A 25,877-nucleotide genomic window follows, 5' to 3' on the forward strand; every position below is an offset into this window, starting at 1 on the left:
GGTTCATTAATGATAAGCTGATATTTTCAAAACAATTCACATACCCATACTGCTTTCTTGAGGACTTCATAGTACTCCAGGCAAAATTGCAGGCATTGCTTCCTCTTGCTTAAATGCAGATTGGAGAAAACCAGTATGATCGTTTTCTTCTTTTATTTTTTCAAAAAGCTGTTTTAAGGTATCTTCATTACTCTGAGTGAATTTAAATGGAGAATCAAGGAACGGTTCAAAGTAAATAGGCACATCGTCAAGCCTGTAGAAAGTCCCTTCGCACTCTATGGAGTCAATGACTCCCGGAAGCACAATGTCTGAGATTGACGTAGTTGGACAAGGAACTGTATCCAGGCAGATCAAAGGAATTTCTGCAAGGTAATCTGCACAGTCAGTGGGGATCTGACTCAAAAGATCAGAACATATTACAAAAGCTGCATCCACATCCTTTTCTCGAAGCAAATCTACGGTTGTGAATTCTCCAGGGTTGTAGCGTGGGTGTCCACGCATGAAGTCAAGCCCGAAGGGGTAGCCATACATATAGGAAGCGACCTGGGTAAAGCCTGCCGCATTGCAGTGACTGCGGATAATTCCAATGGTAAATTTGGAATAATTATTTAGCTCTTTTACAAGGTTCATGGCAATTTCAATATTCCTGTATTTCCCAAGAGATGAAGACAGTCCAATTCCCACTGAGATAGTCCCAAAATTGCAGTTTTTCATTATACCGAGCATCTCTTCCATAACAGAAATAGAAACTCCTGTAATCTCCTCTACGGAATGATGAGGAGTTTTTCCATGTAAAAGCGTCAAGAGTGCACTTATTAGCTCATAGTCGGAGCCAGGTTTAAGCTGCACGTGAAGGTCAGAAGCTCTAGCAGTTAGAGTTTTTCTTGGATCCACAGTAATGATCGTTCTATCAAAACGCCCGCGTTTTGTCCAGTAGCCTCTGGGAAAAACCCCATATCTTGACATCTGTCTCGGCATAGATTCAAGAGGATTGGCACCCCAGTACACCAAAAGATCAGCTCTGTTTTTCTTCTGTCCTTCAGTTGCACCGACTCTTCCGGCTTCCTGAGTTCCCATCACTGTGGCCCCATTGCCAACGGTATCAACAATTGCACCCAGATGTTCCCCTATCATAAGTCCCACTTTATGTGCTTCACAGGAAGTTTCGCTGCCTATGAAAATAAGAGGACGCTTGGCCGAAGACAGGATGTCTGCGGCTATTTGAAGGGCTCCGTCCCAAGAAACAGGTCTTAGTTTCCCTCCAAACTTTAGAAAGGGCTGTTTAAATCTCCGGGGACTTGTAATCTCATTAAATCTGAAAATTCCCATCTTGCATACATTTTTAGCTTCAATCTTTCCATCCTTGATTTCAACCTGGATATCGTCGCAGGCAGCTCCACAAACAGGACAGACTATGTTTTTGTAAATCATACGCACTGCTCTCCGACATAAAATTTTGAGATTATATCTTCGGTGCACTTTTCAGAAAAAATCGATAGTAGCATCTCATCTTGCATTTTACGTACCTCTCAACATTGTTCTGTGCACTGCACAGCAGTTCGTTTTTATGCTAATGAACAGTGAACAGTAATTTCACAGCACTGTACCATTTTTATGAACTAGTACTTCAATGTCAACAGGTTTTCAGGAATACGCCTTTTCCCTGCAGCCAGGAAGACGGGTGGGGGAATCCAGTGAAGTCTGTGACCTTCCGGACACCAATAGAAAAAAAACCGTGTTCAACTTTTTGCTGCTGTTTACAAGTAAGTAGATTTCCAGACCTACATTTGTTACCAGTAAACTGCGTTATCTTTCAAATTCATATGGAATATATAAAGAATTTGCATTGGGAAGTAAATTTACAACTTAGATATAAATATATCTTTACTTCACAATATTTAATGGAAATTAGATTTTTCTTTCCACACCTGGACTATAAATATAAAGCTAATATTATTAAGCACGTAAGGTTCATATAGAGACATATTTATATAATATTTGGCGGGAGTCTAATTTCCGTATTAAATGGAGGATCAAGATATGAAACTAAGTGCACGCAACGTATTAAAAGGTAAAGTTAAAAGCATTGTCACCGGAATGGTAAACTCTGAAATCGTAATAGAATTACCAGAAGGGACAGAAATCACTTCCATCATTACAAAAACATCAGCTGAAAGTCTGGACTTAAAAGTAGGAAGCGAAGTCTACGCAGCATTCAAGGCTTCAAGTGTAATGGTAGCCGCAGACTAATTACTTATTTTCATCATCAACTGATGGGAAGTATAGTCAAAAATAACTAATTTCGCATTCCGCAGAAGTGCAAAAAACTAACTGTTAATACCAACACTCGTTTAAAAAAAATAGAATTATTATATCTGTTGTACATCTGCGTAATGTGTATTTATATTTCCTCAGCATCTTTAAAGGAATTGCATCTTTAAAGGAATTTTACCTATACTGTCATGTTCTGGATACTTAGGAATAACGAAAATATAATTTCAATCATTATGTACCAATATTATCTTTGAAGGTTATTTGGAAAATAGAATTATATGGCCATTACCAAAGTGACCAAAGTGAAAACTTGAGTTTATTATTTAATTATTCCTTAACTTTATAATGTAGAAAATTCCACGGAAAAATTTGCTTCTTGAACATAAGTATTAATAAACTCCGAATAAACTCCTAAAAATAATAGATTGACTTATATGCACTTATATTATATAGGACTTAAGTGATTAAGCTTTTTTATAAAAATTATTATTAAATTATCTTCATGCAATAAGAAAAATTAGCCAAAAAATCTTTGAGTTGAAATAATAAATCCATGATAAATAGAGTAAATATTATTACATCAACTTTACAGGTTTAAGGAAATAAAAATAGAAAAATAAAAAATTTGTTTATGATTCCAAGGGTTCACTGTTATCGATTTTGAATGTAACGACGTAAGTACTTAATCATAACAAAAATATTTTGTGCAGGTGAAATTGTGAGAAAAGAACTGATAGTTCTGTTAGTAATATTAGGCGTATTCCTTGCAATAGGATGTACTGGTAATGGAAATGAAGCTACAAACGAAACTGATAACTCAGTCGTAGCAGAAACTTCGTCTTCCGAGCAGAACCCTGATGCTATAACAGTATCTGCAGCTGCCAGTCTTACCGAAGCCTTTACTGACATAGAATCCCAGTTTGAAACCGAAAACCCTGACGTAGATGTGAATTTCAATTTTGCAGGGTCAGGGAATCTACGCCAGCAGATTGAAGGAGGAGCTCCTGTTGATGTTTTTGCTTCGGCTAACCAGAACCACATGGACATACTTGCCGGTGAGAAACTGATAGAAAACAGTACAAGGAAAGACTTTGCTCAGAACTCCCTTGTGCTTATAGTCCCTACAAACAGCGACCTCAATATAACTGGAATAAAAGACCTGACAGCCCCTGAAGTAGAGAAAATCAGTATTGGAAACCCTGAAACTGCCCCGGTAGGCAAATATGCAACCCAGGCATTGACCGAAGCAGGAATCTGGGACCAGATAAAAGATAAGACGATACTTGCTGAAGACGTCAAACAAGTACTTACATACGTGGAAAGAGGAGAAGTGGATGCAGGTTTTGTGTACATGACCGATGCAAAGACCGCAGATCCTGGAACTATAAAAGTCGTTGCCACTGTCCCTGTAAATACTTCTATCAGTTATCCCATAGCCGTGGTTTCTGATTCTGATAACAAAGAAGAAGCACAGGAATTCGTGGATTTCATAACTGGAGACGAAGGACAGGAAATACTGGAAAAATACGGATTTACTCCCGAATCCGAATAAAAAATAAGCTAAAAGCATAAAAATGATCCCTATGCTGGACAAGATATGGTTTCCTTTATCTCTTACACTCTGGATAGCAGCCATATCGTCTATTCTCGTACTTTGCAGTGGCGTAACCATAGCTTATGTGTTTGCAAGACGTGATTTTCGGGGAAAAGGACTTGCGGAGCTATTCGTGACCCTCCCCCTTGTCCTTCCTCCTACTGTAATTGGTTACCTTCTTGTGATCCTGGTGGGAAGACATGGGTTTCTCGGACAGATGATTTTCAATGCTCTGGGGACCGGGATCATGTTTACCTGGCAGGCAGCAGTTATTGCGGCTTATACGGTTTCTCTTCCTCTCATGGTTCATACTGCGAAAGCTGCCATTGAAGGAGTAGACAGGGAAATAGAGTATGCTGCCTATATCCTTGGAAAAAGTGAACTTGAGACTGTTCTGCAAATAACACTCCCTCTTGCAAAAAAGGGAATACTGGCAGGACTTATACTCAGTTTTGCCAGGGCTATTGGAGAATTCGGGGCAACCCTCATGCTGGCAGGAAATATTCCGGGAAAAACTAACACAATGTCGATTTCAATATACAGCGCGTTTCAGGCAGGCAATAACGAACTTGCCAATCTGCTTGTATTAATCCTGGTATTTATGTCCCTGCTGACCATTGCACTTACCGGCAGATTTGTAGGAAAACTTGAGGTATGAAATTGGGCGTTAAAGTCGACCTTAAAAAACAGTATAAAGAAGCTGAAATCAATGGAAAAAAAAGTGCTAAGAAAGCTTTTACAAGTACTAAGAAAGCTTTTACGTTAGATATCAGCTTTGAAATGGGAAACGAACTTGTCGTACTTTTTGGGCCTTCTGGATCAGGAAAGACCACGTTATTCAAATGTATTTCAGGTATCACAGAACCTGATGATGGAAAAATAACTGTGGGAAGTAAAGTTTACTACGACAAAAACCAGAAAATTAACCTGCCCATCCAGAAACGCAATCTTGGCTATGTTTTTCAGAACTATACCCTCTTTCCTCACATGAATGTTAGAAAAAACATAGAATGCGGCCTCAAAGGCTGGGAAAAAGAGGACAAGGAAGCAAGGGTTGCAGAAATGCTGAATCTTCTCCATATTGAAGAACTGGAAACCCGTTACCCGTCGCAGCTCTCAGGCGGGCAGAAGCAGAGAGTTGCTCTGGCAAGGGCTCTTGCCCCCAACCCTGGGATTCTGCTTCTGGATGAACCATTCTCCGCACTTGATACGGGAATAAGAACCAAACTTGCAGAAAAGATAAAAGATTTGCAAAATAAGATTGGAATACCTTTGTTGTTCATTACCCATAACTTTGAAGAAGCTTTCCTGCTGGCTGATAAAATTCTTATCTTGCATGGAGGAAAGGCTCAACAGTTTGGAACTCCAGAAGAAATCTTTTATCATCCTGAAAACCGGCATGTTGCAGACCTCACTGGCCTGTCCAACATTTTTGATGAAGCTAAAGTAGAAAGGTATGATGAAAAGTCAAAAAATATAATATTAAAAAGTGAGGATATGAGAATAAAAGTAAAATCTCAAAACCTTAAACCTGGAGATAAAGTTTCCTGGGGGATACATCCCGAGAACATAACTCTTCTTTCACCGGATTATGGTTCTGAAGATCAGGATGAAAACATCTATTCTGCACATGTCAATAGTATCATCAACAAAGGGCCAAAAAAACGAATCACACTTAAGCTTGTCAGACAAAATAAAACCCTTATTGCAGAAGTTCCTGCGCAATTTGTTGATTCCATGAAGCTTTGCGCAGGTGGTTTATGCCTGGTTAAACTGGAAACGAGTAAAGTGGTGGCATTCCGTAGCTTATAACTCAACAAATAGCACTTTTTTTGATAGGATGTCGGGCATCTGTAATTACAAGGCTTACATTTTCAAAGACAAAACGTCAGTAGTTATCCCAACTTTCATCTTGACTCTTTATAGTCCGCATCAATATGTTTACATAAACATATCCAAGTTTCATATTAATAAACTAGCAAATAATAACTTTGTAAATTATTTAAATAATGAATTACTCCAGATTGAATATAAATGAGCTTAAAATGCCTATTAAATAATATAAATGATCTGTTTTTATGTAAACTCTATATATAAGATTTTAGACTTTAGCGAGATTTATTTTTTAAAAAGATCCCTATTGTTAACTTGCAGTGATGAAAAATTATATATAATATTAGATAGGAAATAGGTTACTGTTTTCCTATATTATAAATACATGTTATGTTTTAGAAAACATAACGTGATAAAAGTATAAAAGGGGGCTAAAAACACACTAGAAGACTATTAAAACTCGGATAATTCGCTACGCGATAGGACAAAATAGTGCAGAAATAAAGTTCAACCTTTTTTGTCGATTACGATGGTCTGTGTAATCGGGAAAAAGAAGAGGTAAGCTTGCACTTGAAATTATCGAAAAGAAACTGTTGTTGCCACAAAGCTTCTTGATATGAGTTAAACGCAATTTCATTCACTACACAGCATAAAACTTCATTGTGTACCACAAAACTTCATTTGCCGCCGAATGATGTTTCGTATTACAAAGTTTGTTCGGCGGTGAAAGGAGGACTAATATGAAAATGATTAAAGCTTTAATACGTCCTGAAGCCGCTGATGACGTTATAGAAGGACTTGCAGAGGGGGGATTTGTTTCACTAACAAAAATAGATGCATTTGGCCGTGGAAAACAAAAAGGAGTCACAGTTGGAACAATACACTATGATGAGCTTCCTAAAACCATGCTTATGCTAGTTGTAGAAAATGAATCTGTTGAAGAAGTTGTTAAACTCATCAAATACAAAGCGTACACCGGTTATCAAGGAGACGGTAAAATTTTCGTCATTCCCGTTGACAATGCATACACAATACGTACCAGGGATGCAGGCCTTTGAGGAGGGTGAAATTATGAAAGAAATAATTGCAATAATCCGTCCAAAAAAAGTTGTGCCTACAAAAGAAGCCCTTGAGAAACTTGGTGTTCCGAGTTTAACTGCGATTCCAGTTTTTGGAAGAGGTAAACAAAAAGGTATCGCAACCGAACTTGACATTGAGATTCGCCCTGAAATTCTGGATCAGAGCATAAAAGCTGGGAGGAGGATGGAATATATTCCCAAGCGCCTGTTTTCCATAGTTACCCGTAATGAAGATGTTGACACAATAATTGAAACAATTATGAAGGTTAACCAAACTGGTGACATCGGTGATGGGAGGATTTTCATCTGTCCTGTTGATGATGCCATTAGAGTAAGAACAGACGAACATGGCGACAACGCTCTTCTATAAAAAATAAGGAGAAACGAATCCATGCCATATCACACGTTTAAGTGCAGCGAATGTATTCCTGAAAGGGCTATGCATGCTGTTATAAAAGGTCCAGGTGAAGATTTGACGTCCTGCCTTCCCCTTGGATATCTCAACACGATCCCTGGGACGATTTCAGAACGTGGATGCGCTTTCTGCGGTGCAAAACATGTTATAGGTGCACCTATGAAAGATGTCATCCATCTGTGCCATGGCCCAGTTGGATGTACCTATGATACCTGGCATACTAAGCGTTATATTAGCGATAACGACAACTTCCAGCTTAAATATGCCTGGACGACAGATATGAAGGAAAAGAACGTCGTATTCGGCGCTGAAAAACTGCTCAAACAAAATATTATTGATTGTTTCAAGGCATTTCCGCATATCAAAAGAATGAGTATCTACCAAACTTGCGCTTCAGCACTTATTGGAGACGATATAAATGCAGTTGCGAAAAAAGTGATGGAAGAAATGCCAGATGTTGATATCTTTGTCTGCAATGCTCCTGGTTTTGGGGGACCTAGCCAGTCGGGAGGACATCACAAAATCAATATTGCTTGGGTCGATCAAAAAGTAGGAACATTTGAACCTGAAATCAAAAGCAAATACGTCATCAATTATGTTGGTGATTATAATATCCAGGGAGATGCGGAAATTATAGTGGATTATTTCCAGAGAATGGGGATTCAGGTTCTTTCCACCTTTACTGGGAACGGATCCTATGACGACCTTAGGGGTATGCATCTGGCCCATCTCAATGTACTAGAATGTGCGCGTTCTGCAGAATACATCTGTAACGAACTAAGAAAAAGATACGGAACTCCACGTCTTGATATCGATGGATATGGTTTTGAACCGCTCTCAGCATCACTAATGAAAGTGGCTATGTTTTTCGGAATTGAAAAAGAAGCCCAGGATATTATAGACGAAGAAATTGCTAGATGGAAACCGGAACTTGACTGGTATGCTAAACGTCTGAAAGGAAAAAGAATTTGTCTCTGGCCTGGCGGCTCCAAACTCTGGCATTGGGCACATGTAATTGAAGAAGAAATGGGAGTTAAAGTTGTCTCAGTGTATTCAAAATTCGGTCATCAGGGAGACTTCGAAAAAGGCGTTGCTCGGTGCAGTGAAGGAGCACTTGCTATTGATGATCCTAATGAACTTGAAGGGATTGAAGCTATGGAGATATTAAAACCCGATTGTGTCCTTACAGGTGTCCGTCCGGGAGAGGTTTCCAAAAAGATGAGGATCCAATATCTCAATATTCATGGATATCACAACGGTCCATATAAAGGGTTTGAAGGATGGGTCAGGCTTGCAAGGGATCTCTACAATGCCATCTATTCACCGATTCATCAGCTTTCTGGTTTGAATATCAGTAAGGATGAGATCCCCACTGATAAAGGATTCGTGACTAGGAAGATGATTTCTGATGTGAATATCATTGAGGATGGGAAAACTCCAATCGAGGAAAGGCCATACACCGGTGAATGTGATATTGTTACAAGACTACGCGGAAAAAAATATCCCAAGCTTGAACCACAGCAGCCGCTTGGCATGGTAATGGAAGGAGGTGAGGCCATTAATGGATGACGTTATGAAAGACAGGATAGAACAGCTAGTAGATTTCATTATGAAGTGGTGCCTGTGGCAGTTTCACTCACGTACCTGGGACAGAGAGAGACAAAATGAAGAGATCCTTACAAAAACCATGCAGTTATTGTGCGACGAACCCCTCGATCTCAGCACACCTTCAGATAGGTGCTATTGGGTAGATGCTGTGTACTTAGCCAATGGTTTCAAAAAGACTTGCCCATGGTTGGACACAATGGACAAAAAAGACATCAAGCTACTTATGCAGGGGCTCAAAGAGCGTATCGATTACTTAACTATTAATGGGTCACTTAATCAAGAACTCACTAACCCACTTTATTAAGGAAAAGGAAATATCATGTCTTGTGAACTAAAACAACGAGAACGTCCAGGAATTATCAACCCTATATTCACATGCCAGCCTTGCGGAGCACAGTATGCCAGCGTAGGAATAAAGGATTGTATCGCGATTGTTCATGGGGGACAGGGATGCGTAATGTTCGTTCGTATGCTATTCGCGCAGCATTTCAAGGATAGCTTCGAGATCGCATCCTCGTCTCTTCACGAGGATGGTGCAGTATTTGGAGCCCTTAATAGAGTCGAAGAGGCTGTAGATGTTCTTTTGATGAGGTATCCACATGTAAAGGTCATACCTATCATCACAACATGCTCGACGGAAGTCATCGGCGATGATATTGATGGTCTTATTAGGAAACTTAACAAAAAGCTTTTGAAAGAGAAATATGCAAATCGGGAAGTACATCTTATTCCGATTCATACTCCAAGTTTTAAAGGAAGCATGATAACAGGATACGATGTGGCGGTGCATGATATCGTAAAAGAGTTTGCAAAAAAAGATAAACCTAATGGAAAACTCAATCTAATTACCGGATGGGTCAATCCGGGAGACGTTACAGCGCTCAAGCACCTTCTATCAGAAATGGACATAGATGCAACAGTCCTTTTCGAAATCGAAAGCTTTGATTCTCCTTTGATGCCGGATAAAAGTGGATTCGCCCACGGTAGCACAACGATAGAGGACTTGACCGGAACTGCGGATGCACTGGGAACAATTGCATTGAACAAGTACGAAGGTGGGAAAGCTGCCGAATACCTTAAAAACAAATTTGATGTTCCTGCAATCATAGGACCGACTCCTATTGGAATCCGTAATACGGATACGTTCCTGCAAAATTTAAAAAAAATGACCGGAAAACCAATTCCCGAATCACTTGTTCGTGAGAGGGGAATTGCAATCGACGCAATTACCGATCTTACCCATATGTTTTTTGCCGACAAAAAGGTTGCCATTTACGGAAATCCAGACCTTGTCATAGGTCTTGCTGAATTCTGTCTAGATATGGAGATGAAACCTGTGGTTCTTCTTCTTGGCGATGACAATAACACATATAAGGATGATCCGCGCATCAAAGAATTCCAGGAAAAAGTCGATTTCGATATGCAGATCATTATGAACGCAGATCTGTGGGAACTTGAAAGGCGGATCAAGGATAAGGAAGTTGAACTTGATCTTATCCTGGGACATTCCAAGGGTCGCTGGACTGCTATTGATAACAATATCCCGATGGTACGTGTAGGTTTCCCTACATTTGATCGTGCAGGGCTATACCGCCATCCAGTTGTTGGGTATGAAGGTGCTATATGGCTCGCTGAACAGATGGCAAACACACTTTTCACCGATATGGAATTCAAAAAGGATAGGGAATGGATATTGAATGTATGGTGAAGTTTATTCGGTGATTAAAAATTTTAATTAATTGAATATGTAAAATTCAGTTGTTATTTAATTAGGCTCTTCCAGTTCACAGTGTTAATTAATTCTGGCGGAATCAATTGAAAAAGATACAAATTAAAGTCACGGTGGTGCATCCGATTGCAAATGATGGATATTTCGCTCCTCATTCCCTGGCGAAACAAAAAGATGCAGGGGTGCATCCCTACTGCTTTTATTAGCTGTCCATTTTATGCTACCTTGCTTAAATAGTAAATTTTAGTAAAAGTATAATTTTACTTAAGATTTAGTCCCTAAGAACTTACGCAAGCGAGTAGATAGTCTCGAAAGCGAGAAACTGTTTTGACTGTAGTCTAAAGCTATTATAATTTACAATATGAACCTGGCTTTATTGCAGTTTATGAAGAAGAAGGAAGGAAATGGAGAGTTTTGAGTCGTTTAGAAAAAAAGTTTGCAATGAGAATAGTATTCCTGCGATACGAATGGCTGTAGAGGACACTGTAAAACATCTTGAAGAAGTACTTTTAGAGAATCCTGATTTAAGTTTAAAGAAAGTTTTAATTTTATATCTGAAAAATGGAGAATTTAACAGGCTGGATGTTATTTGCAGCCATGTTCCGAAGTGGTTTAACATAGAGTTAGAGGTTTTAGGATTTATATAAGAAGTTGTAAACGAATTGCCGAACAAATTGACCATCAGAATAGTAAATGTGCAAACTCTATGAATACCAGCATATCCATATCAGCTGTCACTTCCTTTATCATTTAGGCTCGTACCATAAATGGCATTTTGGGACCTTCTCCCAAAATACCTTGCTTCGTGTAACCTTAACATATAATTAGTGAATTTCCGATTTAAACAGTTTTTCAGATTCCACGGAGTTTTCTTTAGCTGTCATTCCCTGCGGTGTTATTTTATAAACCGAAACCGGATTTTCGTCAAGTGAAGAGCGATACTTTTCAATAAAATTGCTGGTTAAAGAATTACTGTAATATTCTGGCATATATTTATCAACCAGTTTCTGGAGAGCTTCAGCAGCTTCTTCGAAGTCGGTTACTTTTTCTGCCTTTCCAAAAAGCATTACGCTCATATATGCCGTATCAACATGGCAGGGTACAGGATCAATTACAGTGCCATGCTCCTGATATATTGTGAAACAAACAGGTGGACTTTGGGAAAGAATATCTTCTTTTTTACCAGAACCCATACCATGAAAGTAAACTGAACCTTTGTGCCACACATAATTTGTTGGAACAGCATAAGGAAAATTACCGTTTACCATTCCCAGCACACCTGTTCTTTCCTGCAAAAGAAAATTTTCTATTTTCTCTTTGTCCGTGCAGTCTCTTTGCGTATATCGAACCTGATCCATTAGAAAACACCCTATCTTTATACTTAGCATGATAATACAGAATAAAACTGGCTCCCAATGCTCCTTTTGATTTTCTACTCCTTATCAAATTTAAGCCTTGTATGGCAATTCACTGATTAGTTTAGCGATGGTTTGAAAAACCATAGTTAGGACAACCTTACTACCCAAGTTAATGACGAGATCGATAGTCAAAGAAAGGATAAAGTAGAGTACTTTCATTTATCTGTGCCTGTTATTCGAAGAATATCATGTGTGTTTAGTTATGTAAAAATTATATTTAGTGAAGGTTAGTTGATTTTTTGTCCTTTGATATATCGATGCTTCCTTAGAGTATCCCATTATCGTATTTTGAGGTACACCGCCAAGTACTAAACGAGCACAGTCAGCTTTGGGGGTCACAGCCATGAATGAAAACATTTTTTCCATGATAATATGCCATAGCTGCTGCAGTATTTTGTTGAGTGGTGAATTATCCAATGCCACCTTTCCATAAAAAGCAATTTTTCGGATCATTGGCACTCTTTAAATATTCATAATAATTATTACAAAATTCACTTATTTCAGCATTTTATTTTGAGCAACTACTTATTCTAAACAAGTAACAAGTTTCTTTTATGCAGCTTACTCCAGTTCCAGGCCTCCTATATTGTGTCAGATAACTTTATTTTAGACGAATATAATATAATATAGGAATACACTAACCTAGTTCCGATTTGATAATATAAATAATTATTGGGTATAAAAAATAAGGACTTTATAGAGCAAGAGTACTCATGCCTGGCAAAGTTATGAGTGAGCGTAATAATGGGACTCTATAAGTTATAACTAAAGAAATAACATAAGTTTTAGTGGATAATTTACATCCACATCTTTTCAAAAGGTATGCATTTTCCAGAAAAACATTATTTCCTGCCGTTAAGTATTTAAAAGAGAACAGATATTTGAGTATCCTTGTAAAGGGGCTGTGGCCTAGCCCGGCATGGCGATGGGCTCCAGCGGATAAATGATGAACAACGGGTATACTGAATCTTTCCCGACGGGGCAAGATAATGAGGAACCGTTGGAGCACTGATAGATGCTCACCAGAAAACTGTATAAGCAGTTGTTCGGAGATACCCGTCGATCGTGAGTTCGAATCTCACCAGCCCCACGTTTTTTCTTTAATTTTGCTTCTTTATATATATTCTTATAAGACTCTTCTCCATACACGCTTTTTAGTGTTCCCTTTTACACTTATTCATTTTAGTCTTCATGTAATCTATTTTACCGTTCCCCTTTGTACTGATAATTTAATCACTCCTTTTTATACTTATTCGCTTAACACTTAACTACTAATCCGACACTCAAGAATCTAATATTTTTATACCTGAAGACGAGGAAAGTTTTAAGAAGTAATACTTTCACGTAACTTCCCCAATGGTTAATAACCTGCAAATCCAATTTTCTTCTAGCTGCTTAAATCTGCTCAGACCTGCTCAACAGCAAGCGAGGTTCTTATTTTGAGACGCGAAAAAGAAGAAATAGCTGTCCTTGTCAGAGCCACTCCTGAAAAAAGCAAAAAAGATGGGGATGGACATGCCGTTGGAGTTATCGGCATCAATAAACATGGCGAACTGCTCAGGCTCTACCCCCTGGGATTCAGATACGGAGAAGGGCTGGTTGATTTCCAAAAGAATGACCTGCTTGAGGTCACGGTTACTAAACCTGAGCACGATGTCAGGTGGGAGAGCAGGAAAGTTCTCAGTCATATGAACCTGGAAAACCCCCTTAAAGAAAGGAAAATAAAGGAGCTTACCCTGCCGCTCGTAACGTCTATTGAAAAGCTAAATCTCGAAGGAGCAAGTCTTGGAGTGGTAAAGCCAGAAATCCTGGATTTCGAGATAAAGGTTAACAGCACTGAGGCTTATGACCGGCAGCAGTATTTTAACCTCATAGGAGATTTTCTGGAAAAAGGGGAAAAATCCGCCCGAATGCCCGTCGAGATAAGGTTTTTCTTCAGATGTAAGGGAGAAGAGGCCTGCAGGGGGCATAAAATAATCCTGCTCGACTGGGAATTCAATGAAATCGTACGGAACATTATAAGGAATGAACAGGAACCGACAGCCATAGAAAGGAAAATAGAAGAGTATTTTTCGAACCTCATGAAAGAAAAGGAACTTTACTTTATCATGGGGACACATTTCACGTATGGGACCTGGATGATAACAGGGCTTTTCTGCCCGGAGAAAAACGGCAAGTTCCGGAGCAGTCTTTCCGGATTTTAAAAACAACATGAGAAAAGAAAAATTGGTTAGAAAGTTAGAAATAATGAAGAAAAGATTGATCTAAAACACGCTCTAAACTCAATTATTAACCTAACTCAATTATTAACCTAACTCAATTATTAACCTAACTCAATTATTAACCTAACTCAATTATTAACCTAACTCAATTATTAACCTAACCAAATAATTAACCTAACTTAATTATTAACCTAACTTAATTATTAACCTAACTCAATTATTAACCTAACTTAGTTATAGAATTTCTAACCCTTCAAGCTCTTTTTCCAAAAAAGCTTCCAACCTGTCCATACCTTCTTTTATGTTTTCGATGCTGTTAGCATAGGAGAAACGAAGATAACCTTCAGCCCCGTTTCCGAAATCGATTCCGGGTGTAACTGCAACGCCGGCTTCGTTAAGGATACGGCGGCTCATTTCCAGGGAGTCAGGGCCGTACCTGCGAGCATCAGCGAGAACATAAAAGGCCCCCATCGGCTCTTTGCGGACTTCAAGGCCCATTCCGATAAGCCTTTTCAACATGTACTGGCGGCGTTTGTTGTAAGTATGGACCATCTCGTCGACGTGATCCTGCGGACCTTTAAGAGCTGCGATTCCTGCCTCCTGGACAAAGGAATTGGCGCAGATGAAAAAGTTCTGGTGAATTTTCTGAATTGCACGAACGCATTCAGGAGGACAGATAATATAGCCGAGCCTCCAGCCGGTCATAGCATATAATTTGGAAAAGCCATTAAGGACAAAGGCGTTCTTTGTGTATTCCAGAATAGTATGCTCGTCCCCGCCATAAATCAAACCCTGGTATATCTCGTCAGAAACAATAGGAATTCTTTTTTCATCCGCGATCTTGGCAAGTCCCTGTAAGTTTTCCGGAGACATGACATGCCCTCCAGGATTTGAAGGACTATTAATCAGGATAGCTTTTGTATTAGGGCTCAAGCACTGCCTTACAGTTTTCGGTTCTAGGGCAAACCCGTTTGTTTCACTCGTGTAAACAAAAACAGGAGTTCCACCCAGGTATTTCACGAAGTTCGGATAGCAGGCATAATGGGGGTTCGACATTATGACTTCGTCCATTTTCTCAAGCAGAGCCATAAAAACAATCAAAAGAGCCGGACTTGTGCCGGATGTTACAATCACCTGATCCGGACTCAGTTCGACTCCGAACTTCTGCTGGTAAGATTCGACTATTGCCTCTCTGAGCGAAGGAAGTCCCTGACTGTGAGTGTATTTTGTGGCTCCCCGGCCAATAGCAGCACAAGCAGCGTCACAGATATGGGGAGCTGTAGGGAAATCAGGCTCTCCTACCTCAAGGTGGATTATGTGTCTTCCCTCAGCTTCCAGAGCCTGGGCACTTTCCAGCACTTCCATCACATAGAAAGGGGGGATATCTTCAGATTTTTTTGATAAGACGCATTCGGAATTTATTGAAAACATAGAAGACCTTCTGAAAATCAATTATTGTGAGAGGAGCTAAAGTAAAAGCAAGTAACACCGTTGATGTTATATATGGAACTGCGTATGCTTTCAAGATTTAAATATTCTGTGGGAAAAAAACAGAACCAGACCTGAGAAAACAGAAAGAAAAAAAACTAAACCCTGAGAAGCCTGAAAGGGAAAAATGGTAACTCCTGAGAAAACAGAAAGAAAAAATTAATTCCTGGCATGAAATTAGTTTATAAGACCGAAAACAGTTTATAGGATAGCTTAATTTCTTGGCATGACTTTTTCGAGAATTTTCATATCCTGGTCACTCCAACCCTGGCTTTCAAGTGTTTTCGCAAAATCTCGCTGGAAAACCTTGAACTTTTCAAGATTTTCAGGAATAATATTAAGGAAGTCATAGTCCCCATATGCCCCTGCAAAAAAGGAAGAAACCGTTTCTTCAAGCTTTTCCTCTATTCTCTGGGGATACCAGAACCCATCCCGTGAGAGCAAGACAAGGTTCGGATCGGGAACCGGTACATCGTCCGAGTAAATAAAAAACCCTATAGAAACTTCTTCCCCGTATTTTGCAAGAACCAGTTTATTCTCAAACCCGGATTTCTGAAGCTTAAGGAACCATTCCCCCTTTAAAAGATCAGCAACTTCATTGATAACCCCATGGGCCCTGAGTATCTTTTCTGCCACCTGCTGTATCTCCAGGATGAAGTTTTTACGTTGCTCTTCAGGCATCTCAAGACAGGACATACAGCCTTCACCGGCCGGAACTCCAGCATACTGAACCTCCTCGTTACCGAGTTTTTTCGGTTCTTTGGCATTTTCTTCAGATTCTTTTCCGGTCTCCCGCTGAACATCGGGAACAATCTGCCATATCTTATTTTCAGGATCTTCTACCGTAACTCGCACCCCATACAGTATATAGTGACCACTCGTGAACTACCTTTCCCTATCTGATCCGGCTTCACCAGATCATCTGAGTGAGAGGCTTCCCAAAGGCCATTAGGCTCAAAAAGAGATACCTAATGTTCCTTTCCTTCATTCCCCTCTCTACCGAGAGCGAGTCCAGAGGCTCTACCCCGCGTTCCACGGGTGAAGAAATGTCAAAGTGAGATATGAGCGTGATATACTTGAGATGCGTATAGCTTCTACCTTTCCGTAGCTTGAATTTCCCAATCCCTTTGGGTATTTCCAAAACAGCTACCCTGTTCTCCAACTCCTCAGCTTGGTTTTCGCATTTTGGTTGTGGTGTCAGTAGCATATATTATTAGACGGTAAAGTAGAAATAGCCACGCAGAACCAATAACGGAAGAAGGTGAGGAAGTTGACGGCTCTCATCCCTCCCTGTCCGATCCGGAAAACCGGATCTACCGAGGAAGGGTCTTCTCGCCTTCAGAAGATAAATATTAGGTACTGCAAGCCTTTTCAAAAAAGGCTTGACCGAAAACTCCAGCAACAATATGGTCGGCTTGATCACAACCCTTTTGAAAAAAGGCTTGACCGAAAACTCCAGCAACAATATGGTCGACATGATCAAACAGTGCAACGGTTGGGCTCAACGGTCGAAGTGGTTACTTTAAGTATTCGGCTCTTCTGAAGAGGTTTTCAGGGGAACGGTCCACCTCGTCACAGATTATCCTGTGGGGAATTGAGCTAGGAAGAATGGAACAGGTTTGATTGTCTGTGCCCCGAAGTCCCCAGGTTTCATCCGTGAGCAGGAAATAGGAGTTTTCAAGCCTGACACCTTTTGCCTCCAGCGAGGAGAGAAAACGCGGATCAGACAGATCTTTCCTTATTTCTTCTGCGACTTTTACCTGCGTGCCCAAACCTCCTTTTTTTATTAAATAAAACCGGTCACTCGAAAGAATTTTCTCCATTGTACGGATAATCAGCCTGTAGCAGGTCTTTTTATTCGTGGATTTTTCTTCGACTTTCTCAAGATAAAGGATATTACGCCCATTATGGGCAATATCGGAAAGAATGTCTTCTCTCCGGGAAAAAGACTCCACCTCACAGGTGGGAATATTCAGGAAAAATACAGGAAATTTTTTAGATAAACTGTCTGCAATTGCCTGATTTACCTTTTCGCGTGGAATATACTCAAAACTAATGCTGAGTTCCGGAAATTTCTTTTCAATTTCCGGCCTTTTCTTCTGAAAAACTTTTACAGCCTCAGTAGAATCATTATAAATGGTAATGTCCCTGTCACCTTTGGAAAAAATATTAGAAAGGGTTACAGCGAAAGAAAGGGCCGTAAGTTCACAGTCAAGGTTATTTTTAGGGACACCGGGAACCTTTGTTGTAGACTGGTGGATCTGCTTGCCGTCCCGGAGCACAATACAACCAATATAAGAGTCTTCGCCTTCATTAAATGAAGAATCACAGTAAACCTCAAACATACTTATTTTCACCTGTTCAGTAGAAGATTCCATTGCAATCTGGACTAGAATATAGAGTAAATGTATAAACAGTAATCCTACCAGATGGACTACAAGATGGCAAATTAATAGTTATGGCTATTGATAAAATATGATATTAGAAATATATAACTCATAAGTAAAATAAAAAATCAGGCAAAGAGAAGATAAGCGGGAAGAAAAGTCAGGAAAGGAAAAAAGAAAGCAAGGAAGAGAGGAAGAGAGCAAATAAGAGTAAAAAACAAAGAATGGGAAAAAGAAGTAAAAAGAAGTGAGGAAAGGGAAAAAAAGCAAGGAAAAGTAAAAAGAACAAAAAAGAAAAAGGAAAAAGCTAAAATTAGATAATAATCGTAGCTGCTTTTTCATCTTTTTCGTCATTGAAGTCCGTGACAAGAGCTTCGGTTGTAAGTACCATTCCAGCAATTGAAGCCGCGTTCTGGAGGCCGCTTCTGACTACTTTTGTGGGGTCAATGACACCTGCTTCAAAGAGGTCTTCAAAGACATCTTTCTTTGCATTGTACCCAAAGAGTTCGCGGGGTTCAGCCCTGATGGTTGCAACGACCTCAGCACCTTCCTTACCTGCGTTTTCAGCAATCTGGCGTACAGGTTCCTCGATAGCTCTCTGGACTATTTTTACACCTATCTCTCTATCACCTTCAAGTTTCAGGGAGTCAAGAATGGCAGCTGCACGGAAAAGACTAATTCCGCCCCCTATAACCACACCCTCTTCAACTGCGGCTTTTGTGGCATTGAGCGCGTCATCGATTCTCATCTTTTTCTCTTTCAGCTCGGTTTCGGTTGCAGCTCCCACCTTGATTACTGCGACCCCGCCTCCTAACTTTGCCTGGCGCTTTTTGAGTTCGGTCTTCTTATACTCCACGTCAGCAATATTAATCTGAGCTTCAATGAGGCTAACCCTTTCCTTAATCTTTGCTTTATCGCCCTTGCCTTCCACAATGATGGTCTTGTTGTTGTCAATTGTGACTTTTCTGGCACTTCCGAGCATATAATCATCGAATTCCTCAAGCTTCATGCCCTTGTCTTCGCTGATTACCTGTCCACCAGTCAGCACGGCAATGTCTTCAAGCATCTCCTTTCTCTCATTTCCAAATCCTGGAGCCTTGACAGCACAGACTCTCAGTGCCCCACGAATGATATTCAGGATCAAAGCAGCCTGGGCATCCCCATCGACATCTTCGGCAATAATAAGGAGAGAACGACCTTCAGAGGCGACTTTTTCAAGCACGGGAACGATCTGCTTCATGCTGTTGATTTTCTTGTCCGTGATAAGGATGTAAGGGTCCTCAAACTCGCAGACCATCTTCTCAGAATCAGTTGCCATATAAGGAGATACAAAACCCCTGTCGAACTGCATTCCTTCCACGACGTCCAGATTGGTCTCCATTGTTTTAGAGTCTTCAACAGTAATTACACCATTGTAGCCGACTCTTTCCATGGCATCGGCAATCAAATTGCCAATCTCTTCATCATTATTTGCAGAAACTGTAGCTACCTGTACGATTTTCTCCTTACCTTTTACCTCACTACTCTTGCTCTTGAGATAGCCTACAACATTTTCTGTTGCCATCTCAATACCTTTCTTGACATCTATCGGGTTTGCTCCGGCACTGATATTTTTCAGGCCTTCCCGAATCATGCTCTGGGCAAGAAGAGTTGCAGTAGTTGTTCCATCTCCGGTATTATCCTGAGTTTTGGAAGCAACTTCTTTGACAAGCTTGGCCCCCATATTTTCGAACTTGTCATGAAGCTCGATCTCCTTTGCAATGGTTACCCCGTCGTTTGTGACCACAGGTTTTGTACTTTTATCCAGTACAACATAACGTCCCTTTGGCCCGAGAGTGATCTTGACAGTATTTGCAACTTTATCTACACCGTTTAAAAGTGCCTTTCTTGCATTTTCATCAAACATTATCTGCTTTGAAGCCATCTGTATTCACCTGGATTAAAATCAAATTATTTCCCTAATCAAATTTAATATAACCTTAAGTTCCATGAACCAAATCTGAACATACTTTTATCTATGTTCGTCAGGATCGACCTCGTTCAACATTATTCTTCAGCAATTGTTGCCAGAATATCCTTGAAGTCGACAAAAATGTACTTTTCATCGTCAATTTCAATTTCGTCTGACTGATATCCCCCGTAGATCACATGGTCACCTTTCTTCAGGGGAAGCTCCTTTCCATCTTCAAAAGTCCCTACCGAAATAACAATACCTTCCTTTTTCTCCTGCCGTGCAGACTCCGGGATATAGATCCCGCCTTTTGTTACTTCTTGTTTCTTCTGGTGCTTAAGCAAGACTCGTTCGCCAATAGGTTTGATAATCACTTTATTGTTCCTCCTTATGTGTAAGTGACCCCATGTTAGCTGAATATTAACTGGTAGCTATGAGTCATTATGGGATTGATCAATATATTGAGCGCTCATGCGCTTGACTATCTGCATATAATGCGGAACTCATATTTAAAAATTACTGGAAAAATAAATACGATTCCCAAAAAATCGAAATGATATCGATAAAATACAAAGAAATTATATATAGGAAATATTCTAAAATATACACTGATGGTTCAACAGATAATCCTCAGATATCTTGAAAAACCGCACATCAAAAGTCTGGAAGACGACCTTTTATGGTTGTGCGATAGCTTTGGCTTTTCTTCGGGCAGGGATACGGAAAATACCGCTACCAGAATCGTTTTTAGCCTGCTTGACAAACTCTCAAATGACCAAATAACTTCCTCAGAAGCCCTTGCTGAAGACCTTGAGATAAAAATATCCAGAGTAAACCATCACCTCAGGAATCTTAATGACTCGGGTCTCCTTTACAGAAAAAAACGCCTGGTATATCTGCGCGGGGGAAGCCTGAAAGCTGCAGTAAAAGAAATGAGAAAAGACTCGGAAAGAATATTCGACGAGCTCGAAAGCATAGCTGAAGAAATAGATCTCAGGATAGGGATCAAAAATAGATGAGAAATTAAGATCGAAAGATCGAACTAAAGAAGAAATCAATATTAATTGAACCAATAAATTAATTGAACCAAAGAAATTTGATGATAAAAACTTGGACCGGAAAAAATTTGATGATAAAAATTTGAACCGGAAAGAAATTCAACAATAAACTCATTTATTTCCTCAGCCGTGAATCGAGTATCCATAGTCCACTGCCCTGATTATTCTGATACAGAAAAAGCAATAGCTGAGGCTCTGGAGCTCCTTGGAGGTCTTGAGAATATAATCCATCCCGGTGACAGCGTACTCCTGAAACCGAATATCCTTGCGGCTGTTTCTCCTGAAAATGCAGTAACCACTCAGCCTTCAGTTGTAGCGTCAATGTGCAAGTTCGTGCTTCAGGCCAGAGGAAGACCTGTAGTAGGGGACGGAGCCGGAATCTCAAGGCCAGGGGCCACCTCAAAAGCCCTGAAAGCTTCAGGTATAGAAGAAGCCGCCCGAAAAGCCGGAGCAAAGGTAGTAAACTTCGAAACCGCAGGCTTTACCCTGGTAGATGTCCCTGACCCCCTGCAATTCCGCAAACTATACATTGCAAACCCTGTCCTTGAAGCCGATTTAGTTATCTCTCTCCCAAAATTAAAAACTCATGAACTTACTTACTACACAGGTGCAGTTAAGAACTTTTTCGGAACTCTCCCATTAAGGTGCCGAAAAGAGGCACACCTCCTTGGAAAAAGAGACCTTTTTGGTGAAGCTGTTGCTGACCTGTATTCGGTTGTCAGGCCCAGCTTTGCAGTTATGGATGGGGTAATAAGCATGGAAGGAAACGGGCCTTCTCATGGAAATCCCGTAAATTCCGGAGTAATTTTGGCAAGTCAGGACTGTGTCTCTCTGGATATTGTCGCTGCGGAAATGATAGGTTTTGACCCCTTCAAAATTCCCACGACTGCAGGAGCCATGAAAAAAGGACTTGGAAACCAGTGCCCTGTTGTGGTCGGAACCCCGTTAAAAGAAGTTAAAATGAAATTCAAACCATCCAGTGGAGGAGTCAGTACAGCCCCTTCCTTTCTTACCCGCACCCTTGGCAAATACTATAAGATTTATCCCAGGATTAACAGAAGAAAATGCACTCACTGCGGAGCTTGCTATTTAAACTGCTCTCCCCACGCTATTGAACAGCTTGAAGACGGGAGCTTTAAGATCAATGAGGAAAAGTGCATTCTGTGTTATTGCTGTCGCGAACTGTGTCCCAGCAATGCGGTAGAAATTAAAAAATCATTTCTTGCAAAGCTTTTAACAGAAAAAGACAACCTAATCCGTAAAACCTGACAATGAATTATAAAAGATATAAATAGAACGTTACACACCACACTTTACCAAAAGTTAAGGTTTTTAATTAGCTTCAAGCCAATTTAAGAAACGTCTAACTTTTAAAATAAGCTTGATTTATTTTATATACCCATACTTTTACCATAACCCCAACTAATCAAACTTAATTTTTGGCTACAGATGTTTATAGTCCCAATTTAGCTAAGACTTACAAGCAACTATAAAACAATTTAATCATGGGAGACATTTAATATGCCTCCCCCACACACTTATCACTTGTATTTGTGTTTCCACATATTTCCTATCATCTTATCTCTTTCACTGGTATTTGTGTTCCCGCCTTTCAGCTATCGCTTTTTCTCTTTCCAGCCGTTTAAGTTTCTCTTCATCGGTTTCTGTCTTTTCCAGCTGTTCTATCCGTTCTTTCTCCTGCTGGGCAATTAATTCTTCTGCCGTTTCCAGGAGTTTTTCTTTTTCAGTGCGGGTTGTCCTCGGTGGTTGAGTCTCTCTTGGCATTTCGGCACGTTCGGTCACTTCTCTCTGCCAGTAAGGTTGATATCCATAGTAGCTGTAGGTTCTGAAGAGTTCCTCACGAGTTAAAGGCCAGTGATCCTTGTCAAAACCTTCCGCCTTTTCCAGGATATCCTTGGAAATATTAAGAGTAAAAGCGTGCTCATGCAGCCTTAGTGCAAGAGCTTGCCAGGGAATAGCAAAGAACTTATCGGCCATACCCAGGAATCCACCAAAAGAAAGTACAGCATACGCAATCCTACCGTTTTCGAGATCAACCAGTAATTCTTCGATCTTTCCGATGTCTTCTCCTGCTCTATTGACTACTTTATCCTTTTTTATAGTGTTTGCTGACAAAAAGTCCGGCATCTCTCCACCTGTTGTACTTACTGTGCCTCCAGTCTGGACCATTTTTTCACTTTCCATCCGGGCCATCCTTTCAGATTCGGCTTCAGCTGGCATTGCTGCCGAAACTCCTGCTGCCTGTGCTGCCATCCCTGCCTGCCAGTAAGGTGGATACCCATAATAGCTGTAGGTTCTGGAGAGTTCCCCACGAGTTAAAGGCCAGTTATCCTTGTCAAAGCCCTCTGCTTTATCGAAAGTCTCATTAGAGACATTGAGAGCGAAAGCATGCTCATGCAGTTTAAGTGAAAGAGCTTGCCAGGGGATAGCAAATAATTTGTTGCCTAGACCCAGAGTTCCGCCGTGTGAGACTACAACATATGCTACTTTTCCGTCCTGTAGATCAATCATAAACTCTTCAATCTTTCCAACGTCTTCTCCATCCATACTGACGATCTTATCCTCTTTTAGCGTGCCTGCTGACAAGAAATCTGGATTTTTCCTGCCTGCAGACGGACTTCCCACCCGTGCCATCCTCTGTGATTCGGTCTCTCTAGGCATTCCTGCTTGCCAGTAAGGTTGATATCCATAGTAGCTATATACAGTGGAAAGCCACTCATGGGAAGTTATAGGCCAGTTGTCTTTATCAAAACCTTCTGCCTTCTCCAGGATATCTTTGGGAACATCCAGGACAAAGACATGGTCGTGAAGTTTTAATCTAAGAGCTTGCCAGGGAATAGCAAACAACTTGTTCCCCAGACCCAGAAATCCGCCGAAAGAAAGTACTGCAAACGCTAATCTTCCATCACGTAAGTCGATCATTAATTCTTCAATCTTTCCAAGGTCTTCTCCAGCTGCGTTGACAACCTTATCCCCTTTTATCGTGCTTGCTGACAAAAAATCTGGATTATTTCGATCTGCCATAGTTCCAACTCCCCATGTTTTACAAAATATACATTTAAATGCCTGTGCTTGAAGCACAGTTTCAAACTCTCCCCCAATTAAGTTTATTCTAGCATCCTTATTTGCCAGTAAATTGATGCCTATCTGCCTATCCGATTAAAGCTCAGAGATTTCCTGGCCGGTTTTCGATTCTCTGTGCCTGCCAGTAAGGCTGGTATCCGTAGTAACTGTACATTGCAGAAAGCCACTCACGGTTAGTTACAGGCCAGTGCTCCTTATCAAAACCCTCTGCTTTCTCCAGAACATCTTTGGGAATGTCAAGCAGAATAACGTGATCGTGCAGTTTCATTTGAAGAGCCTGCCAGGGTATAGCAAACAGCTTACTGCCCAGACCCAAAAATCCGCCAAAAGATAGTGCAGCATATGCTACTCTTCCATCTTCAAGGTCAATCATTAATTCTTCAATCTTCCCGAGGTGCTCTCCTGCTTTATTGACAACCTTATCCCCTTTTATTGTACCTGCTGACAAAAAATCCGGATTGGCCCTGCCTGCCATAGTTTCCATCCGGGACATCCTTTCCGATTCGGCCTCTTCTGTCATTCCTGGTTGTCCCGTTATGTCTGCCTGCCAGTAAGGCTGGTACCCGTAGGAAGCATAAGTTCCGGCAAGTTCTTCACGAGTCAGAGGCCAGTTGCCTTTTTCAAGGCTTCCTGTCTTTTCCAGGGTTTCTTTAGTAATGCCAAGTAAGAAGGCGTGGTCGTGCAGCCTCAGAGAAAGAGATTGCCAGGGAATAGCAAAAAATTTGTCTCCCAGACCTATAAATTCTCTAAAAGACAATACGGCGTATGCTATCCTTCCACTTTGAAGGTCAATCATTAATTCTTCAATCTTCCCAAGGCCTTCTCCTGCCCTATTGGCGACCTCGCCCCCTTTTATCGTGCCTAATGATAAAAAATCAGGATCATCCCTATCTGCCATATTTCAACTCCCAAAATTTAAGGAGACATTCATCTCAAAGCCTGCGCCCCCAGACACAGTTTCAGAGCATCCCCTCCAATAAATATTATTTTTTTGATGTTATTTAAAACTACCGGGAATATAAAAAGTAATATTTTATGTTATCATGTAAAAATTTATGAATAAATATTATAAAGAGAAGATATTAAGAAAAGATTTTTTTGAAAAAGCCTTGTTTTATATCTGAGAATATCAATCTGGCAAACCGCTTCAAATACCTGAGAAGATAATCTCTTGAGGAAAAATGAATCAAGAAAGCTGGTAAATAAAAAAGAGAAACTTAGAGAGAAAAATTCATATTCATTTCGAGAACCAAACGTTTGTGGTTCTTCAGATTTTATATAAAATATTTTGAAAGTATAAATTAGAACGCCTGCTGATATTGAAAAATGCAGAAAGTCAGCAATTAAGTTATAACCTTTTCCTTTTTATCTTTTTAAAAGGTCTTTTAAGCCAGAAAGCTGAAAATAAGTATCAAAAAGATTTATTGAGACAATGTTTCTGTAATCATACCTTTTAAAGGTGATAAGATGCTTCATAGCTATATAGACACTGAATACGCTCCGGAAAAATGCATTCATTGCAATGGAACCGGGCACGCTAATGGCAGAATTTGTGAAGCTTGCGGGGGGCATGGTGATGTACTCGTTGCTCAGCCCGCAATAGTATGTCCTCTATGTAACGGTTCCGGGAGTTTTGAGAATGGAACTTGCAGGGTATGTGGAGGAAGCGGCTGGGCTCTTCTTTGAGAAAATTATATAGATCACTGGATAAAAGGA

General features: G+C 40.3%; 25 protein-coding genes, 1 tRNA gene and 1 pseudogene. 16 read left to right on the forward strand and 11 right to left on the reverse strand.

Annotation, left to right across the window (positions count from 1 at the left end):
* Positions 1-66: 66 nt before the first annotated feature.
* Positions 67-1,431 (reverse strand): formylmethanofuran dehydrogenase subunit B, encoded by a 1,365-nt coding sequence (locus MSBRW_RS16970; protein ID WP_011306553.1) that lies wholly within the window; start codon positions 1,429-1,431, stop codon positions 67-69.
* Positions 1,432-2,040: 609 nt separating this feature from the next.
* On the opposite strand from MSBRW_RS16970, the gene MSBRW_RS16975 reads away from it, so the two are divergent.
* From MSBRW_RS16975 to MSBRW_RS17020, 10 genes are all read left to right on the forward strand, one after another.
* Positions 2,041-2,250: a TOBE domain-containing protein gene (locus MSBRW_RS16975; protein ID WP_011306552.1), complete on the forward strand. Its 210-nt coding sequence runs from the start codon at positions 2,041-2,043 to the stop codon at positions 2,248-2,250.
* Between the two features lie 742 nt (positions 2,251-2,992).
* Positions 2,993-3,826: a molybdate ABC transporter substrate-binding protein gene (modA, locus tag MSBRW_RS16980; protein ID WP_011306551.1), complete on the forward strand. Its 834-nt coding sequence runs from the start codon at positions 2,993-2,995 to the stop codon at positions 3,824-3,826.
* Positions 3,827-3,848: 22 nt separating this feature from the next.
* Complete coding sequence (modB, locus tag MSBRW_RS16985) at positions 3,849-4,526, forward strand: molybdate ABC transporter permease subunit (RefSeq protein WP_011306550.1); 678 nt, start codon at positions 3,849-3,851, stop codon at positions 4,524-4,526.
* A complete protein-coding gene (locus tag MSBRW_RS16990; RefSeq protein ID WP_011306549.1) occupies positions 4,523-5,680 on the forward strand; it encodes an ABC transporter ATP-binding protein in 1,158 nt (385 codons plus the stop codon). The genes modB and MSBRW_RS16990 overlap by 4 nt, the downstream gene beginning before the upstream one ends.
* Positions 5,681-6,441: 761 nt before the next feature.
* On the forward strand, positions 6,442-6,759 hold the full coding sequence (locus MSBRW_RS16995) for a P-II family nitrogen regulator (RefSeq protein ID WP_011306548.1): 318 nt from the start codon (positions 6,442-6,444) through the stop codon (positions 6,757-6,759).
* Between the two features lie 13 nt (positions 6,760-6,772).
* On the forward strand, positions 6,773-7,150 hold the full coding sequence (locus tag MSBRW_RS17000) for a P-II family nitrogen regulator (protein WP_011306547.1): 378 nt from the start codon (positions 6,773-6,775) through the stop codon (positions 7,148-7,150).
* A gap of 21 nt (positions 7,151-7,171) precedes the next feature.
* Complete coding sequence (anfD, locus tag MSBRW_RS17005; protein WP_011306546.1) at positions 7,172-8,764, forward strand: nitrogenase iron-iron protein, alpha chain; 1,593 nt, start codon at positions 7,172-7,174, stop codon at positions 8,762-8,764.
* On the forward strand, positions 8,757-9,107 hold the full coding sequence (gene anfG / locus MSBRW_RS17010; RefSeq protein ID WP_011306545.1) for a Fe-only nitrogenase subunit delta: 351 nt from the start codon (positions 8,757-8,759) through the stop codon (positions 9,105-9,107). Before anfD ends, anfG begins: the two co-directional genes overlap by 8 nt.
* 15 nt (positions 9,108-9,122) lie before the next feature.
* On the forward strand, positions 9,123-10,511 hold the full coding sequence (gene anfK, locus MSBRW_RS17015) for a Fe-only nitrogenase subunit beta (protein WP_011306544.1): 1,389 nt from the start codon (positions 9,123-9,125) through the stop codon (positions 10,509-10,511).
* 425 nt (positions 10,512-10,936) lie between these two features.
* Positions 10,937-11,179 (forward strand): Fe-only nitrogenase accessory AnfO family protein, encoded by a 243-nt coding sequence (locus MSBRW_RS17020; RefSeq protein WP_011306543.1) that lies wholly within the window; start codon positions 10,937-10,939, stop codon positions 11,177-11,179.
* Between the two features lie 177 nt (positions 11,180-11,356).
* On the opposite strand, the gene MSBRW_RS17025 is transcribed toward MSBRW_RS17020, so the two are convergent.
* Positions 11,357-11,890 (reverse strand): pyridoxamine 5'-phosphate oxidase family protein, encoded by a 534-nt coding sequence (locus tag MSBRW_RS17025; protein ID WP_011306542.1) that lies wholly within the window; start codon positions 11,888-11,890, stop codon positions 11,357-11,359.
* Positions 11,891-12,211: 321 nt separating this feature from the next.
* A pseudogene (gene nifH, locus MSBRW_RS17030) lies at positions 12,212-12,403 on the reverse strand (nitrogenase reductase); the annotation flags it as partial.
* A gap of 445 nt (positions 12,404-12,848) precedes the next feature.
* On the opposite strand from nifH, the gene MSBRW_RS17035 reads away from it, so the two are divergent.
* Both MSBRW_RS17035 and MSBRW_RS17040 read left to right on the forward strand, forming a co-directional pair.
* A tRNA-Trp gene (locus MSBRW_RS17035) sits at positions 12,849-13,040 on the forward strand.
* A 349-nt stretch (positions 13,041-13,389) separates the two neighbouring features.
* The gene (locus MSBRW_RS17040; protein WP_011306541.1) at positions 13,390-14,154 is read left to right on the forward strand and encodes a hypothetical protein; all 765 of its coding nucleotides are present in this window, start codon (positions 13,390-13,392) and stop codon (positions 14,152-14,154) included.
* A gap of 252 nt (positions 14,155-14,406) precedes the next feature.
* Here MSBRW_RS17040 and MSBRW_RS17045 read toward each other — a convergent pair whose 3' ends face one another.
* The 3 genes from MSBRW_RS17045 to MSBRW_RS17055 all read right to left on the reverse strand — a co-directional run bounded on the left by MSBRW_RS17045 (position 14,407) and on the right by MSBRW_RS17055 (position 16,822).
* Positions 14,407-15,603, reverse strand: coding sequence for a pyridoxal phosphate-dependent aminotransferase (locus tag MSBRW_RS17045; protein ID WP_011306540.1), 1,197 nt, complete (start codon positions 15,601-15,603; stop codon positions 14,407-14,409).
* 270 nt (positions 15,604-15,873) lie between these two features.
* Positions 15,874-16,515, reverse strand: a complete 642-nt coding sequence (locus MSBRW_RS17050; protein ID WP_011306539.1) for a hypothetical protein — start codon at positions 16,513-16,515, stop codon at positions 15,874-15,876.
* 55 nt (positions 16,516-16,570) lie between these two features.
* On the reverse strand, positions 16,571-16,822 hold the full coding sequence (locus tag MSBRW_RS17055) for a hypothetical protein (RefSeq protein WP_155398351.1): 252 nt from the start codon (positions 16,820-16,822) through the stop codon (positions 16,571-16,573).
* A gap of 108 nt (positions 16,823-16,930) precedes the next feature.
* Here MSBRW_RS17055 and MSBRW_RS22685 point away from each other — a divergent pair, with 108 nt between their 5' ends.
* On the forward strand, positions 16,931-17,203 hold the full coding sequence (locus MSBRW_RS22685; RefSeq protein ID WP_155398352.1) for a hypothetical protein: 273 nt from the start codon (positions 16,931-16,933) through the stop codon (positions 17,201-17,203).
* On the opposite strand, the gene MSBRW_RS17060 is transcribed toward MSBRW_RS22685, so the two are convergent.
* The 3 genes from MSBRW_RS17060 to groES all read right to left on the reverse strand — a co-directional run bounded on the left by MSBRW_RS17060 (position 17,178) and on the right by groES (position 20,372).
* Positions 17,178-18,038, reverse strand: coding sequence for a ribonuclease H family protein (locus tag MSBRW_RS17060; protein ID WP_230669832.1), 861 nt, complete (start codon positions 18,036-18,038; stop codon positions 17,178-17,180). The genes MSBRW_RS22685 and MSBRW_RS17060 overlap by 26 nt on opposite strands.
* Before the next feature lie 322 nt (positions 18,039-18,360).
* Positions 18,361-19,971, reverse strand: a complete 1,611-nt coding sequence (groL, locus tag MSBRW_RS17065; RefSeq protein WP_011306537.1) for a chaperonin GroEL — start codon at positions 19,969-19,971, stop codon at positions 18,361-18,363.
* Between the two features lie 122 nt (positions 19,972-20,093).
* Positions 20,094-20,372, reverse strand: a complete 279-nt coding sequence (gene groES, locus MSBRW_RS17070; RefSeq protein WP_011306536.1) for a co-chaperone GroES — start codon at positions 20,370-20,372, stop codon at positions 20,094-20,096.
* Positions 20,373-20,609: 237 nt separating this feature from the next.
* Here groES and MSBRW_RS17075 point away from each other — a divergent pair, with 237 nt between their 5' ends.
* Together MSBRW_RS17075 and MSBRW_RS17080 are read left to right on the forward strand one after the other, a co-directional pair.
* Positions 20,610-21,017, forward strand: a complete 408-nt coding sequence (locus tag MSBRW_RS17075) for an ArsR family transcriptional regulator (protein ID WP_011306535.1) — start codon at positions 20,610-20,612, stop codon at positions 21,015-21,017.
* A 168-nt stretch (positions 21,018-21,185) separates the two neighbouring features.
* The gene (locus MSBRW_RS17080; protein ID WP_011306534.1) at positions 21,186-22,325 is read left to right on the forward strand and encodes a DUF362 domain-containing protein; all 1,140 of its coding nucleotides are present in this window, start codon (positions 21,186-21,188) and stop codon (positions 22,323-22,325) included.
* Positions 22,326-22,643: 318 nt separating this feature from the next.
* Here the strand turns inward: MSBRW_RS17080 and MSBRW_RS21490 are convergent, their stop codons facing one another.
* Together MSBRW_RS21490 and MSBRW_RS20530 are read right to left on the reverse strand one after the other, a co-directional pair.
* The gene (locus MSBRW_RS21490) at positions 22,644-24,101 is read right to left on the reverse strand and encodes a PRC-barrel domain-containing protein (RefSeq protein ID WP_011306533.1); all 1,458 of its coding nucleotides are present in this window, start codon (positions 24,099-24,101) and stop codon (positions 22,644-22,646) included.
* A 142-nt stretch (positions 24,102-24,243) separates the two neighbouring features.
* Entirely contained in the window at positions 24,244-25,059 is an 816-nt protein-coding gene (locus tag MSBRW_RS20530) for a PRC-barrel domain-containing protein (protein WP_011306532.1), read from the reverse strand.
* Positions 25,060-25,628: 569 nt separating this feature from the next.
* Here MSBRW_RS20530 and MSBRW_RS21495 point away from each other — a divergent pair.
* Positions 25,629-25,847 (forward strand): transcriptional regulator, encoded by a 219-nt coding sequence (locus tag MSBRW_RS21495; protein ID WP_080565341.1) that lies wholly within the window; start codon positions 25,629-25,631, stop codon positions 25,845-25,847.
* Positions 25,848-25,877: the final 30 nt, after the last annotated feature.

The organism is Methanosarcina barkeri str. Wiesmoor, assembly GCF_000969985.1.
In the GTDB taxonomy this organism is placed as follows: Archaea; Halobacteriota; Methanosarcinia; order Methanosarcinales; family Methanosarcinaceae; genus Methanosarcina; species Methanosarcina barkeri_B.